Here is a 14,276-nt window from a genome sequence, read left to right as displayed (position 1 = left end):
GGAGGGGTGATGGCACACCCCTACCTCAAGGCTCGGACGAAGCAGAAATGGATTGAGTCCGCCAAGCACTTGAGAATCCCACCCTCACCAACGGTGTGGGCTTGCGGCTTTAGCCGTGGGAGTGTCAAATCTCCCGCAAGTACGGTTGCAGGAATAAGCGTAATCGTTTTTCGTAGTTATCCGGGTCCATCGTATACGTCTCGTCATGACCGGCATCACGAACCGGATACAATTGTTTTAATCCCGTTTTTGCTTGATACAGTTCATACATCATCCGGACCGGAACGAGGTCGTCCTTCATTCCGTGGATGAACATCGTCGGAACACGACTCTTCGTTGCTTGGCGCGTCACCGAGACGTCACCATAAAAGAAATCCTGCTCGCCTTTGTTCCACATGCTCGCAACCGTCAGAGACGGCAGTGCCGGGTAACGAATCTGTTCGTCCGCGAGTAGACTGAACCAGTCGTCGAGTCGGGCGTAAGCCCCTTCGGCAACGATTGCCCGGACTTGTGTCGGTACGGTCTCGCCAGAAGCGAGTAAGACGGTTGCCCCGCCAACACCAAGTCCGTGATAGACGATCCGTGTATCGTCTCCGTTTTCAGCAAGCAGGCGCTTCGTCCATTCCAAGACATCCAGTCGATCGAGCCAACCGTAGTTCCGGACGCCGCCGGTTCGTTCCTGTCCACGCCGTTCAATCAAGAGGACGTTAAAATCAGCATCATGGTAATAGCGGGCAAGCGCATAAACACCGGTTTGCGAAAATCCGATTTCGTCCGGTACGAGGAGGACTGTCTGTTTGCTATCGTCAACCGGTAGATAACGCCCGAAGCGGACGATTCCGTCCTTCGACCATTGCTGTGTTTCGCTCGTTTGTTTGAACCATGTCTCGTCTTTCGTCACTTGTCCGTCCGTTCTCGTCGTTTTCAGAATCGGAGAAGCATCCGACTGACCAATCAATGTTTCTTGCATCCGGTATCCATCATAGATGATGAACAGTAGCAGACACGTGACGAGCAACACGATGCCGATTCCCCATTTGCGCATGTGCTTCGCTTCCTTTCCGACAGTGAGTCTTTCCTTATTCGTCGTCGGTTTTCACTTCCCCTGCTAACGGGGTCGAAAGGAACGATTGTTTATACCAGCGCTGTAAGGCATCGATATCCGTTCGTTCAAAATAGAGCGCGTTAAACGCAGTATTGCCTCGCAGTTGAATCTCAATCCGGGCAATCTCCTTTGCTTCGAGCCAGCGCGAAACGGACCAGGTCAATTCCTCGATCTTCAGTCGTGGCGTATAGACGGTCTCTTTTTGAACCCATTGTTTGCGTAACATCAAGAGATCGTGTCCCGTTCCAAACCGTGTCTTCCGGTAGCCGCTCTGCACAGCCAAATAATAGAACAGTAACCAGATAAATAGAAGCAAGATCAAGAAGCGCCAGGAAGAATCAAGAACGATGATGACGACACTGCTTAGTGCCGTAAACAACAGTGCATAACCGAGTAACGGCCAACGAACCCGGTAGCGGAAGCCGATCGGTGCAACATCGTGCTGCGGGTGGAACTGACGAAAGCGCGGCAGATACGTCGCCAGGAACGCATCAATCTCGTTCGTTCGGATGAACGGATGGAGCAGCAGTCGCTCCTTCTCTCCAGTCGCCGAGATGATGTGCAAGGACAGGCTCGCTCGTCCGATCAAACGCTGAATCCAGCTTTCTTGAATGACGAGGGCTTGAATCTTATCGGCATGAAACGCAACCTCGGTCCGGTTCAACATTCCGTACCCGATCAATAAGCGATTGTTTTGCAAGACGGCACGGTAGGAACCGTATTTCAAGATATAGACGATAATCGAGCCGACGTAGATGACGAGTAAGACGAGGACACCAAGTCCCGTCAAGACGAACAACGATAAATGAGCGAGCTCCGAGAACAGTCGATCGACATAACGTTCAATGAACTGATCGATGAACTGATAAGCGGTTCCGATCCCGACGAGCGCAAGTCCGACGCGTCCTGACAAGGCACCGGCTAATGCCAAATCGCGGACCGGGATCGTATAGGCGACTTCCGCCTGTTGTTCTTCGACGACGAGCTGTTCCTCGTTTTTAATCGACGACTTCAGTTCTTTCGCAAAATCGAGCCGGATTCCCTTTAGTTCGACTTCCGGGGTTCCGCTCTCGGACGACGTCTCGACGGTCAATGTCGCAAGACGAAGCAGTCGTTCGATGACATTTTGCTGGATGCCGATCGACTCGATCCGTTTACGTTGCGTCGTCCGTTCACTTTTTTTGGAAAATCCCTTTGCGGACCCGGATTGTCTCGGCATCGATTGTGAACGTATAGAAATACCAGGAGGCGATCCCGTATAAGAGGACGAACACAATCCCGACACTGATACCGATCCACGTATAGGTGTTGATTTCCCCTTTACGAATCGCATTTAAAATCAAGGCAGCAAATGGAATCAGGAGCGAGCGGATGATCGAGATGCTCGACATCACGATGAACAGCGGATGGACGCGCCGCGTCATAACGATTCCTCCTCCCGTTCCTCGAGTTTCGCGAATCGTTCGACTTGTGTTCGCAGTTCGTTCCCTTGCGCGCGGTCGAGACGAGTTAACGTGACGAATCCTGATGCTGTCCGAATATCAAATGTGATTAAGTCATAACGACGCAGGATCGGTCCCGTTTGGCTATCGATCAATTGCACCTTGACGAGCGGCACGGTGACTTCGCGACGGAAGAAGATGCCGTTGCGGACGACGAGAAATTCCTCATCGATGCGATAACGCATATACTTCAAGCGAAGAACGGGTATGTAGACGATACGGGGAATGAAATAGATCAGCCAAAGCAGACCGACGATGCCCATCCACCAGGGTGTCAGGTCGAGCCACATGACTTGGGTAATCGTCGTTCCGATCAAAATGACGGCGATCAAGCCGTGTAACGGCAACAATCCGAGTCGTTCTGCTCGAATCGATCGTTCTGGCAATGCATGCCATTGTACAGTAGACATCAAAAAACACTTCCTTTCGTTTCCATTTACGGTTAAAATCGCTGCCAGGTTTCATTGCAACGGTTGACATTTTGTTCGATTTCATCGCATATATAGAAGTGAAGAACTGTAACACCAAGGAGGAACCATGTTAACTTTTGAAGAAAAACTACGAATTATCGAGACCTTCCCACAGCTCGTCCGAAAAGATGTCTCGCTGAAGCGCGTCAATTTCCAATTCCCGGATAGCCAATATGAGAAGAAGAATCTCGTCTATCATTTGCATCCGAACGGAAACGGCTTCGTCTATGCCGCTGGTCTACCAGGTTATGAAACGGACGAAAAAGGATTCGTCAACATCCGTGAATTCTCAGAGCCTGCTTTAATTCTCTTATTAGAAGATGCAATCAAAGCACTCTCGACGGTCCAATCGGTCGAAACACTCGAAGAAACATGGGTCAACGATAACCAGTTCGAATTGACGTTACTCAATGAAGATATCGACACGTGGCTCGTCTACGCTGGCGATCTCCTCGACGGTGCGTTCAACTCGTACAAGGAAGCAGCAAACTATCTCGAAGAAGAAGGCTTCCGCCGTAAATAAGACAATGAGCGATCCGGTTAATCCGGGTCGCTCATTTTCATGACGAGACGATTCAGTGCCGCTTTAACGACGCGTAAGTCTTCTTCGTCGACGTCGAGTGTCCGGACGAGATCAAGCGGAACGGTCTCTGCTTGTTTCCGTAACGCACGACCGGCATCCGTCAAAAAGATTTGGATGTGCCGTTCGTCTTCCGGCTTACGGACGCGTCGCAACAGATCTGCCGCTTCGAGTTTCTTCAGCAACGGCGTTAACGTCCCTGAGTCAAGATGGAGCCGTTCACCGATGGCTTTGAGTGATTGTCCCTCCTCTTCCCAGACGACGAGCATGACGAGATATTGCGGATACGTCAGACCGAGTGGTTCAAGTAACGGACGATAGCGACGCGTGATTTCACGCGAAATCGCATAAAACGGAAAACAAAGTTGTTCATCTAACGCTAACGGGTTCATAAAAATTCCTCCAATCGTGAGCAAACGAGTTGCATTTCGATTTAAATTGTATACAATCTAATTGTAAGCTACTTATTTGAATCTAACAACGAAAGGGAGTTACACACATGAAACCAATGTTCACATCATCTGCAACAGCTGTCGGAGGTCGCGACGGACGCGTCGTATCGGAGGACGGAATTCTTGACGTCGCTCTCGCAATGCCGGTACCAGGATCGAAAAAACAAGCAACGAACCCAGAGCAACTCTTTGCTGCAGGATACTCTGCATGTTTCGACTCTGCATTGAATCTCGTTGCTCGTAAACAAGGCATCAAACACGACGGCAGTGAAGTCACAGCACACGTTACGTTAAACGAAGCAGCTGACGGATTCATGCTTTCAGTCGAACTCGATGTTCTCGTCCGCGGGATCTCAGAAGAAGCTGCGGCTGAACTTGCGAAAGTCGCGCATACGGTCTGCCCTTACTCGCGTGCAACTGCTGGAAACATCCAAGTTGACGTCTACACACGTACAACTGACGCAGAATAAGTGTAGCATTTCTAGCCAGTCTGAGGTTTACTCTCAGCTGGTTTTTATTTTTTGTTACAATTTCGGTAATTGAAATAATTTCATTTTAGATGATAAACGGTTGCTCTCATGAAAAGAACAACCGCCCTTTTTTAAAGTTGATGGACCGATAAGATGACGAGTTCCCCGGATACGGTGACATAATAGGCATCCTCGAACCGATAGCGTTCATTGTGTTCTGCATCATAGACCGTGACCATCGGTTCCGCGTCGTCTCCGATCGCTTCGTGTAAATAGAAGCGTCCACGTAAGACACGTTCGAACGGTTCCTTATCGAGGAATCGGGCACCGTTGCGTAAGTTGATCACTTCATGATGGTGCTCGGACCGGTCATTGACGATGAAGATCGTCGACTCAACGTCATCGTATGTGAAGTCGAGCGGTTCATAGTCACTCCACTGAATCCGGGCAATCTCTTCGACACTCGCTTCCGTATCAATCCGGTAAAAGATTTCTTCGTTCAACCGATCGGTATAGGCACTGAAAATGAGATGCCCTTCTTGTTCCCCGAGATACTGGACGGTATCCCCTTCCCCTTCTAACTTCAACAAGGTTGCGAACGATAAATGTTCAACGCCGCGTTCGATCTCCTCGATCAAGGTCGGCAGTGGGGCAATCAAGAGGCTTTCCGAGTGGTCAATCGGATCTTCTGGTGAGATGACGCTACTTTCAAGGGCGTCATAGAACGAGAACTCATCGAGCCGAGCGTTACAGACGATGTACTCCTTCTCTTCGAGCGTGACGAGAAAGAAATAGAGTTCCCGGTAATTCTCCGTCATCCCGTAGAGCCGTGGATCGCGAATCGTCTGCCGCGATTCATCCTTAACGTCATACAAAAACGCGGACGTCGTATCCGTCGTCTGCAAGAATACGAGATAGTTCTCATTGAGCACCCAGTAGAGTGTCAAATCCCCTTCGACATAAAACGACGCAATCTGCTCCCGTTTACCGGACAAGAGATCGATGACGAGCACTTCCGTCTCCCCACCCTGTTCTTGCGTATGTTCATTTAAGCAATAGACCTTGCCTTGCCGGACGAACGGTCGGGTTGGTCCGTGATCCGTCAAGGCTTCTGGCGTTAGATCGACCTGTTCCTGATCTTCAAGATCATACCGGCTGATGTGGTAACGGGCGTCATCAAGACGACGTCGAAAATAGATCGACGATGGGGTGACATGTAAGACATCCATATGATCGGCGGGTAAAGCACGGGCATCCACTATTTCCATGATTAATCTCCTCCCGGACACGTACTACTTGTCTTTTTCCCACGAATCGTACTGCTTCAAACAGGGTCTTGCTGTGCGTTTAACGAAGCAGAGTGCTACAATATGGCTAGATGACTACAGGATGAGGAAGGTGCGAAACGGTGCAATCACAAGATTTAAATACGATGATGCTCGAATATGTCAACGATAAGGAAGAATATGATGCCTACGCCGACAAGTTGAAGATGCTCTTGTCCGAGCTCTTGGACGCGGCAGGCATTAAATATCACTCGATCGTCGCCCGGACGAAGGACTCCGAGAGTCTATACCAAAAAGTCTTACGGCAGCCGAACAAATACCGTTCACTTAAGGACGTCCACGACTTGACCGGGATCCGGATCGTCACTTATTTCCATGATGACGTCCGGGAAGCGGCACGAATCATCGAGAATGAGTTTGCGATCGACCGCGATCAATCGGTCGATAAGTCGACATTGCTCGATACGACGGAATTCGGTTATCTTTCGGTCCACTTCGTCGCATCGCTCAGCGATCAGCGGCTTGCCCTGAGCGAGTATGGTCGCTTCAAGGATTACACGGCTGAAATCCAGATTCGGTCGATTCTGCAACATGCGTGGGCGGAGATCGAACATGATCTCGGATATAAAAATCCGAACAGTGTCCCAGCAGAAGTCCGGCGCAGCTTCAGTCGAGTCGCAGGATTACTCGAGATCGCCGATCAGGAGTTCGTCAACATCAAGAAACAGTTGAAACAATTCGAAGACGAGACCGTCCAACAAATCTTATCTGATCCGCATCAAGTCCGGATCACGGCAGATAACTTGAACTACTTCATCGATCACTCCCGGTCATCAACGAGCTCGATAAACGACTCGTTACATCGCAAATGATGCTCGATTCCGATCAACAGTTAATCAACGAACTGATTCGGATGTTCCATTATGTCGATATCCGGACGTACGGCGAGTTGATTGAAGCCGTGACGACGCACAGTCCGCTCGCCTTACGCTGTGCGAATGTCATGCCGAATCCGTTCCTGCCTCGTCAAGGAATCGGCATCGCCTATATCTGCATGGCGCTAACGATCGCTGGCGAAGATACACACCGGATCGACTACTTCTTCCGCCGCTTCTATCCAGAACTGCGCAACGTCGAAGAGATCGTCGCTCAAGTCGCCCGTGTTGCCGAATCAGATGATTCAAGAGAAAAATATTGATTAAACTAAAATTTTTCACTATACTAAATCACGAGTGAAAGAAACTACGGTATAGAAAGAGTGAACGATACATGGCAACTACACTAGAAGTAGCACAACGCGATCGATTGATCGTTGATACGGAAAAAGGATTACGGATGAACTACCGCGCAATCAAAAAGGACGTGCGCAGCATGTTCACGACGTACTTGACGCGTAACGAGTTTTTCATCTTAAAATCACTTTGTGCGAACAGTCCGCAAATCGCCTCTGCCCTCTCGCAAGAGTTCCAATTCTCAGCGAGCATGATCACGGCGTTAGCAGACGAATTGACGAAAAAAGAGTTGATCTCGCGCGAGCGAAGCGAACTCGATCGTCGTGTCGTCGAACTCCGCGCCACTCCAAAAGGCATCGAGCTCTATGAAAAACTCGAATCTATGAAGATGGATTACCTCGCAGACGTCTTCGAGGACTTCTCGGATCAGGAACTCGAACTGTTCCGGACGCTCTTGACGAAGCTTGAAAAAACAATCTAAGCTGTTCAATCGAACGGATCCGGTCAGGATGACCGGATCCGTTTTTTAGTAAATTCAGGAGGAGGAAACACGATGTTTGATTTCGAATCGGTGCAACAGTTACGACAGACGGGGCAATATGAAGCAGCGAAGGCTGTCGTTCGTCAGTATGTCGAGACGGCACCTAACGACCCGACCGTTCTCTATCAGATGGCGTGGTGTCATGATAGTCTCGGTGAGGAGCAGGCTGCTGTTCCCTATTACGAACAAGCCCTAGCGCTCGGTCTTACTGGCGAAGACCGCTTGCAGGCATATATCGGGCTAGGCAGTACATATCGTGTCATCGGTCAGTTCGAAGTTTCGTCAGACGTGTTTCATCGTGCGCTCCGTGAGTTTCCGGACGCCCATGCTCTGCAAGCCTTCCTCGCGATGACGGAGTACAATCTGGGTCAAGCCGATCAGGCGGTCGGTCGGTTGCTGAAGAGTCTTGCTACGACGTCGTCAGACACATCGATCCAGACATTTGACCGGGCACTCCGTTATTATGCCGATCATTTGGACGAGATCGTCAAAGAATGAACAGCAACGGTTGACGATGGATTGGTTTGCACAGCATAATGTAACAGCCAAGCGGACTCGCTTTTGGCAGGAAAGGAAGTTAAGGATGTCATCAAAAAAAGTATGGACAGTAGAAGGTTATGAAGAACAAGGGCAGGAAAAACACGGCAAAGCCAGCAAGTCAGAGACATATACGACTGAAGCGGATGCTAAGAAAGCCGCTAAGAAGATGGCGGATCAGAATGATCATCTCGACGTCTACGTCATTTATACGAGTACGGTAAACGGTAAAACAGAAGAACGATTCTTCAATTCGAACGGCAAGTATAGTGAAGAAGGCTTCGAGTGGTAATCTCCATTTTCATTTAAAGATTCACCTATAAAAACAACGGGTTCGTCTCTTATTGAAGAGAAACGAACCCGTTGTTTTTTTAGTCATGACTTTACCCTTTATACCAAAGCGGCACCTCACGCTGGAATCCATCGTGATCTCGGATGATCCGCTGGACACGTCGTTGCATCGCTTCTATTCCGTCTAAATCGAACCGCTTTGCCCAGACGAGAGCCGAGAAGACGACCATCGCCATGTAGAGACTGTAGACACTAAAAAAGTCGGACGGTACTCCGTTCTCGAAATACCCTTCAATCATATTACGGGCAAACACCGGACTCCTCTCGACCTGAAACAGCCCACATTTGACGAAATCATGCCACGGATCGCCGTAATCATGGTTCCCGTAATCAAGGAAAGCGGAGAGATGTCCATCCTCGACAAGTAGATTATCGAGATGAACGTCGTCATGTTGCAACCGGTTTGGACGTGTCTGAAGTAACGGAATCCGCTCGCTAATGAATCGATCAAGACGCTCGATCCACGTTGGCTCAAGCAACCCGTCAATCGCTGCGCGATAGCGGTCATGTTTCGCCTGGCAACGTTCGCTCCAAGACATCATTTCGCTCGGTGCGGTGACGTCATGAATGCGTCTCAACGCTTGCCCTATCTCCTGACCAAGCTGAGGCGCAAATTCCGGTGACTCCTCGAGCACGCTTCGAACGGTTTTTCCGGGTAGGTACGGATAGATGCCGTAAGCGGTCGTTGCGGTCCGTCCGGTCGCTAGCGGTAAGGCATGAGACAATCCCGCTTGTTTTGGAATCGCTAAAGCGGCTTCTCGTTCAAATTGACGACTAGACGGATCCGTCACGACCTTGACGATGTAGTGCGCTGTTGCCGTCTTGACGGACCAGACGGCTTGGCGCGATCGACCAGATAACTGTCTTTCGCTCACAACGTGCGTGAGTAAGGGATGCAAAGGTAGCATATAGACTCCTTTCTGACATCAAAAAGAGGACGCATCTTGCGTCCTCTTCGTCATGCCTGTGGAATGTAGCCAGCAATGATCTCAAGCAGATCGGCATACGCTGTCTCAAAATCGATGTTTTCAATCATATAATCATAATGATCGCGGTCTTTCCACGCTTCCTCGTAATCGACGAGTCGCGCTTCAAACTCCGGTGTATCCCCGCGCATCAACAGTCGTTCCTTCATCAAGTCGGGTGGGACCGAGACGAAAATCGTGATCACCTGATCGCCAAACAAACGCTTGAAGTTCGCCGCCCCTTTCGGATCAATGTCCTTGATGACGATTTGATCCTGTTCGAGGACATCGACATACGCTTGACGCGGTGTCCCGTACCACGCCCGGTGGACGTGGGCGTATTCGATGAAGCCGTCGTCTTGGATCAATTGTTGGAACGTCTTGACGTCGACGAAATGATAGCTTGCTCCATCAATCTCCGTCGGTCGTTTCGGTCGGGTCGTCACCGACGGGATGAACCGGACGTGCGCGTATTCCGTTCGCAGACGTTTGATCAGGGAGGACTTTCCGCTGCCCGATCCACCAATCAAGAGAATGATTTTACCTGACATCGTTTTCCCCCTGTTGTTGTGTCGTGAAGTAACCTGTAAAGCGAAGAGCGAACTGTTCCAGTTCACTATCGACGACCGTTCCGTAAATCGGTCGGATGACGATTAAATAGCGTTCATACGAGATGATCCGGGATGTCTCGTTTCGTGTCATCTGGACTTGTTCTTCCGGATAACTCTCGACGTAATACCAATCGACCGCAATTCGTTCATCGGATGGGGTCTCATAAATCCAGGTCACCGTCGTTCCATCCGCAGGAAGGGTGCTTTTCAAGGTGAAGCGCTGAATCTGCTTCAGTTCCCGTTTCGCTGACGCAAGTCCTGCCTGATAATCCGCAGGACGCATCGGTGTCGTCGTCACTTTCTTCGGTTTTGGTTCCGGCAAGCGGGCAAAGCCAAGCTGAAGTCCGACGAATAAAGCGACGAGCGACAAACTGATGACGAATACGTATTCCTTGCGCATCCCTTCCTCCTCCTCATCCTTCAAGTGTGTCGCGCATCCCTTTTGGATCATTGACGATGACGGCGTCGACGCCGATCCGCTGCATCTGCCGGACATCCTCGAGCGTCTTCGGAGTATAAACCCGGACCGTGACATCTTGCGCGTGAGCGAACGCGACGTCCGCTTCCGTCACCCGTCGATAATCGGGATGAATACCGGTCGCACCAATTCGGAGGGCTTGTTCTTCCGGATGATAGATTGGATACGGATAGAGAATCGCCGTCTCAACGCTTGGGTCGAGCTTCCGGATCAAGGCAACCGAATAATGGTTGAACGAACTGAATAACAATCGGTCGGTCGCGATGCCGTGCGCTGCACAGCGTTCAAGGACATACGCTTCAAGCCCGTCATAGCGGATCGTATCCGTCTTCAGCTCGATGTTGAGCCGCAGGGTCACTGGTGCAAGGATTGCGAGGACTTCGTCAAGCGTCGGAATCTTCGTCTTGATCGGTTCCCCTTTGAATCGTGCTCCAGCATCCAGCGCCTGCAGTTCGGCAACCGTCATGTCGATGACGCGCCCCTTCCCGTTCGTCGTCCGGTTGACGGTCTCATCGTGAATGATGACACCGACACCGTCCTTTGAGAAATGGACATCGAATTCGACCCCATCGACGTTATCTTCGATCGCAGCAGCGATAGCTTCAAGCGTGTTCTCGGGAAAACGGTCACTGACGCCGCGGTGTGCGAACCACAACATCAGAGTGCCTCGACGACACGCGTGTATTTCTTCGTCAAGTAGTTGACGAGTGGTGCAACCGAGATCGATTGACCCGTTGCTGCTTCGATCAGTTCAGCCGGTGTCTTCGATTTCCCGTGACGGTGAATGTTTTCTTTCAACCAGCCTTTGATCGGGGCAAGTGTACCCGCTGCGATCAGACCATCGACGTTGTCGACGTCACGACGAAGTGCTTCGTTCAGCTGTGCCGCATAGACAAGACCGAGGGCGTAACTTGGGAAATAACCGAACGAGCCACCTGACCAATGGACGTCTTGTAAGACCCCTTTTGCGTCGCTCGGCACATCGACACCGAGATACTCTTTATAGAGACGGTTCCATTCCTGCGGGAGATCCTTGACTTCGAGTTCTTTCGTCATCAGGCGTTTTTCCAGTTCATAGCGGATGATGATATGAAGGGCATACGTTAATTCATCGGCTTCAATCCGAATCAGTGACGGCTTGACTTCATTGACCGCTGCATAGAAGCGTTCGAACGGAACGTCAGCCAGCGACGGGATTGCTTGTTGTAAGCCATGATAACGAGCTTCGAGGAAGCCTTGGTTACGCCCGATGAAGTTTTCGAAGAACAGTGATTGTGATTCGTGAATCCCCATCGAAGCACCGTCACCGAGACCGAGTGAATCGAGTTCTGGTTCGATTCCTTGCTCATACGTCGCGTGACCAGCTTCATGCATCGTGCCGAAGACGGAGTTCCGGTAGTCATTCTCATCATATTTCGTCGTGATCCGCGCATCCTTGCGGTTGATTGTCGTCTGGAACGGATGGACCGTCTCATCCAAGCGACCGGACGTGAAGTCATAGCCGATATCGCGGAGCCACTCTTGGTTCAAGGCGATCTGTGTCTCGCGATCCGCTGACCAATCAAGCGTCGGGAAGTCTTTTCCTTCGAGCTGACCGAGCAAACCGATGATTGCTTGGCGGAGTTCTGCAAACAATGGATCAAGTGTTGCGACCGTCATCCCTGGCTCATAGTCATGGAGCAGTGCGTCATATGGATGTGCATCATAGCCCCAGTATTCGACGAACTGGCGCTCCATCGCGACGATTTTTTCAAGGAACGGTTCGAACATCGACCAATCGTTCGCGTCCTTCGCCTTTTCCCAGACGCTCTCTGCTTCAGAGATCAACGTGATGAACGTTTGGTACTCGGCTTCTGGAATCTTCGAGTCGCGATCGAATGCTTCTTTTGCTTTCGCAAACGAGATCGCTTCGATACCCGTCAGCGTCTCTTGCTCCATCGCGGCCAGTAATTGTTGATACGTTTCCCCCGTCCGGCGGCGGAAGCTCTCCGTCGAGAGGAATCCGATCGACGCGGAACGGTTTGCTGCGCCTTGATCCGGCATGTATGTCCGCATATCCCAGTAAAGTAATGCGACGGCTTCTTCGTATGCGCGAAGACCATCGAAATGGTCGCGCCATTGTTGTGTCGTTGACATGATTAAAAACCCCCTTAAAGTATGTAACAGTGTAGCATTTTTAGCATATCACATAATGTTCAAAACTTTCACACACAAGCGATTTTTGAAACTTTTCCTGTCAGATGAGCGTATAATGGGTATAAGAAATGAAGGAGGAAAGGAAGTGACACCATTGAAAACTGACGCTGAGTTAGCGCAATTGATCCAATTGAAAGAAACAGGCTTCGTTTGTACGATCGAGCATCTTCCGAGTGAACTTGACTTAATCGGGACAGGACGAAGTGCGTTCGTCTTTCGTATCCGCGGCACGGATCGCGTCATCAAGAAATTTTACCCGTCGTTTCGATCGCTCGCCGATCTCGAAGGGAGCATCTACGCACAGCTGACTGATTTTCCGACGTATGCGCAAGTCTACGAATACGGTGCCGATTATATCGTGCTTGAATACATTGAAGGTCAAACGTTATTCGAATGTCTCGTCAGCGGGACGTTCATCCCGGAATCCGTCTTAACGACAGTCGATACGGCTTTAGCACAAGCACGATCCGTCGGTTTGAACCCATCAGACATCCATTTACGCAATATTTTTTTGACCGCTACCGGAACACGGATCATCGACGTCGCTCGGTTCCGTCAAACGGAGCCGTGTACACAATGGGATGATTTGAAGAAGGCGTATCATTATGTATATGCAAAACCGTTCTTCCCGAAAAAGTTGAGCGAGACGTTCCTCAATACGATTGCCGACGTCTATAAGGGACGGTTGTTCGAATCGATCCGAAAGACCGGTTAACGAAAAGGCGCGCTGGATCTCTACAAAAGAGAATCAGCGCGCCTTTTTTGTATGTATTCATATAATCATTAAGGGAACGACCTATCTTAGTATTTTTTGCGCTTTAAATCTTTAAATCGTTAATACGGTCAGTGAAATAAAATCACTTCGAATAAACAAGTCGGAAGACGATCATACTGGCGACGGCTAAGAGACGTTCATTCGTGTCACAGTCAAAGACGAGTCGCGCTCCGTGTCGTGACCCCGTCGCGATACAGTCCCCGTTTTGATAGACACCGATTTTTCGCGTAAGCGTCGAGGACCGAATCTGATACGCCTGATCGGCATACGAGACGAGTAACAATTCTTGCAGTCGTAATTGTTGTCGCAGTGCCGCATCGGTGCGGATTGTTCCGACGTCGCGTCCGTCTTTACGAATCACAAAATGTGTCGTATTGCGTAGCCACTCCGTCCTTGTCTCTTTAATTTGTAATTTTTCCCCGTCTCCTTCGAATGTTACGTCGAGGAAAAATGATTCGAACTTTTCGAAGCGCGCAAGGATTGCCTGCCACCACGTGGCGTAACGACGTGAGAACGTCAGCCATCGTTCATGCGCGAGAAAGACCGTATTCATCTTTCGGCTCGCCCGGTCCGCTAAGCGAACGGATATCCCCTCTTCTACTCCCCGATAGCGTAAATCGCGCCGGATTTCCCACCATTCAATCCCGCCGGTCAAGAAAGCGACACCCATTAAACCGAGTAAGGCATAGAACTCCCGTGGAGCGAGGTCACCTGCTATCACGTAA

Annotated in this window: 20 protein-coding genes; 8 read left to right on the top strand and 12 right to left on the bottom strand. The window is 50.2% G+C overall.

Going from position 1 to position 14,276, the window contains the following annotated elements; all coding sequences use genetic code 11:
* Positions 1 to 124 precede the first annotated feature (124 nt).
* From P401_RS0106070 to P401_RS0106060, 4 genes are read right to left on the bottom strand one after another with little or no spacing between them, the layout of a single operon-like run.
* Entirely contained in the window at positions 125 to 1,045 is a 921-nt protein-coding gene (locus P401_RS0106070; RefSeq protein WP_029341688.1) for an alpha/beta hydrolase, read from the bottom strand.
* 34 nt (positions 1,046 to 1,079) lie between these two features.
* Positions 1,080 to 2,324, bottom strand: a complete 1,245-nt coding sequence (locus P401_RS17590) for a PH domain-containing protein (RefSeq protein ID WP_160171454.1) — start codon at positions 2,322 to 2,324, stop codon at positions 1,080 to 1,082.
* Positions 2,278 to 2,529, bottom strand: coding sequence for a hypothetical protein (locus P401_RS18535; protein ID WP_160171453.1), 252 nt, complete (start codon positions 2,527 to 2,529; stop codon positions 2,278 to 2,280). The genes P401_RS17590 and P401_RS18535 overlap by 47 nt, the downstream gene beginning before the upstream one ends.
* Entirely contained in the window at positions 2,526 to 3,017 is a 492-nt protein-coding gene (locus P401_RS0106060; RefSeq protein ID WP_029341687.1) for a PH domain-containing protein, read from the bottom strand. Before P401_RS0106060 ends, P401_RS18535 begins: the two co-directional genes overlap by 4 nt.
* Before the next feature lie 127 nt (positions 3,018 to 3,144).
* Here P401_RS0106060 and P401_RS0106055 point away from each other — a divergent pair, with 127 nt between their 5' ends.
* Positions 3,145 to 3,600 (top strand): hypothetical protein, encoded by a 456-nt coding sequence (locus P401_RS0106055; RefSeq protein WP_023468294.1) that lies wholly within the window; start codon positions 3,145 to 3,147, stop codon positions 3,598 to 3,600.
* A 17-nt stretch (positions 3,601 to 3,617) separates the two neighbouring features.
* Here the strand turns inward: P401_RS0106055 and P401_RS0106050 are convergent, their stop codons facing one another.
* A complete protein-coding gene (locus tag P401_RS0106050; RefSeq protein ID WP_029341686.1) occupies positions 3,618 to 4,049 on the bottom strand; it encodes a MarR family winged helix-turn-helix transcriptional regulator in 432 nt (143 codons plus the stop codon).
* Between the two features lie 107 nt (positions 4,050 to 4,156).
* Here P401_RS0106050 and P401_RS0106045 point away from each other — a divergent pair, with 107 nt between their 5' ends.
* Complete coding sequence (locus tag P401_RS0106045; RefSeq protein WP_029341685.1) at positions 4,157 to 4,579, top strand: organic hydroperoxide resistance protein; 423 nt, start codon at positions 4,157 to 4,159, stop codon at positions 4,577 to 4,579.
* A 131-nt stretch (positions 4,580 to 4,710) separates the two neighbouring features.
* Here P401_RS0106045 and P401_RS0106040 read toward each other — a convergent pair whose 3' ends face one another.
* Entirely contained in the window at positions 4,711 to 5,847 is a 1,137-nt protein-coding gene (locus tag P401_RS0106040; protein WP_029341684.1) for a hypothetical protein, read from the bottom strand.
* Positions 5,848 to 5,987: 140 nt separating this feature from the next.
* On the opposite strand from P401_RS0106040, the gene P401_RS17585 reads away from it, so the two are divergent.
* The 5 genes from P401_RS17585 (at position 5,988) to P401_RS0106020 (ending at position 8,467) form a co-directional block, all read left to right on the top strand.
* Positions 5,988 to 6,737, top strand: coding sequence for a GTP pyrophosphokinase (locus P401_RS17585; RefSeq protein ID WP_236627083.1), 750 nt, complete (start codon positions 5,988 to 5,990; stop codon positions 6,735 to 6,737).
* Positions 6,734 to 7,063: a hypothetical protein gene (locus tag P401_RS18830; protein ID WP_236627082.1), complete on the top strand. Its 330-nt coding sequence runs from the start codon at positions 6,734 to 6,736 to the stop codon at positions 7,061 to 7,063. Before P401_RS17585 ends, P401_RS18830 begins: the two co-directional genes overlap by 4 nt.
* A gap of 71 nt (positions 7,064 to 7,134) precedes the next feature.
* On the top strand, positions 7,135 to 7,578 hold the full coding sequence (locus P401_RS0106030) for a MarR family winged helix-turn-helix transcriptional regulator (RefSeq protein ID WP_029341683.1): 444 nt from the start codon (positions 7,135 to 7,137) through the stop codon (positions 7,576 to 7,578).
* Between the two features lie 72 nt (positions 7,579 to 7,650).
* Complete coding sequence (locus tag P401_RS0106025) at positions 7,651 to 8,136, top strand: tetratricopeptide repeat protein (RefSeq protein ID WP_029341682.1); 486 nt, start codon at positions 7,651 to 7,653, stop codon at positions 8,134 to 8,136.
* 85 nt (positions 8,137 to 8,221) lie between these two features.
* On the top strand, positions 8,222 to 8,467 hold the full coding sequence (locus P401_RS0106020) for a hypothetical protein (RefSeq protein ID WP_029341681.1): 246 nt from the start codon (positions 8,222 to 8,224) through the stop codon (positions 8,465 to 8,467).
* Between the two features lie 91 nt (positions 8,468 to 8,558).
* On the opposite strand, the gene P401_RS0106015 is transcribed toward P401_RS0106020, so the two are convergent.
* The 5 genes from P401_RS0106015 to P401_RS0105995 all read right to left on the bottom strand — a co-directional run bounded on the left by P401_RS0106015 (position 8,559) and on the right by P401_RS0105995 (position 12,716).
* Positions 8,559 to 9,401, bottom strand: a complete 843-nt coding sequence (locus P401_RS0106015; protein ID WP_160171452.1) for an aminoglycoside phosphotransferase family protein — start codon at positions 9,399 to 9,401, stop codon at positions 8,559 to 8,561.
* Positions 9,402 to 9,484: 83 nt separating this feature from the next.
* Entirely contained in the window at positions 9,485 to 10,042 is a 558-nt protein-coding gene (locus P401_RS0106010; RefSeq protein WP_029341679.1) for a guanylate kinase, read from the bottom strand.
* Complete coding sequence (locus tag P401_RS0106005) at positions 10,032 to 10,502, bottom strand: hypothetical protein (RefSeq protein WP_029341678.1); 471 nt, start codon at positions 10,500 to 10,502, stop codon at positions 10,032 to 10,034. The genes P401_RS0106010 and P401_RS0106005 overlap by 11 nt, the downstream gene beginning before the upstream one ends.
* 13 nt (positions 10,503 to 10,515) lie before the next feature.
* Entirely contained in the window at positions 10,516 to 11,238 is a 723-nt protein-coding gene (locus P401_RS0106000) for a glycerophosphodiester phosphodiesterase (RefSeq protein WP_029341677.1), read from the bottom strand.
* Complete coding sequence (locus P401_RS0105995) at positions 11,238 to 12,716, bottom strand: carboxypeptidase M32 (RefSeq protein WP_029341676.1); 1,479 nt, start codon at positions 12,714 to 12,716, stop codon at positions 11,238 to 11,240. Before P401_RS0105995 ends, P401_RS0106000 begins: the two co-directional genes overlap by 1 nt.
* A gap of 145 nt (positions 12,717 to 12,861) precedes the next feature.
* Between P401_RS0105995 and P401_RS0105990 the strand changes: the two genes are divergently transcribed.
* Positions 12,862 to 13,491, top strand: a complete 630-nt coding sequence (locus P401_RS0105990) for a serine/threonine protein kinase (RefSeq protein ID WP_236627081.1) — start codon at positions 12,862 to 12,864, stop codon at positions 13,489 to 13,491.
* Between the two features lie 142 nt (positions 13,492 to 13,633).
* Here the strand turns inward: P401_RS0105990 and P401_RS0105985 are convergent, their stop codons facing one another.
* On the bottom strand, positions 13,634 to 14,272 hold the full coding sequence (locus P401_RS0105985) for a hypothetical protein (RefSeq protein ID WP_160171451.1): 639 nt from the start codon (positions 14,270 to 14,272) through the stop codon (positions 13,634 to 13,636).
* Positions 14,273 to 14,276: the final 4 nt, after the last annotated feature.

It is taken from the genome of Exiguobacterium acetylicum DSM 20416 (genome assembly GCF_000702605.1).
Classification (GTDB): domain Bacteria; phylum Bacillota; class Bacilli; order Exiguobacteriales; family Exiguobacteriaceae; genus Exiguobacterium_A; species Exiguobacterium_A acetylicum.
Note: the sequence above shows the minus strand (reverse complement) of the source record. Positions and strands in the feature narration are given on the sequence as shown.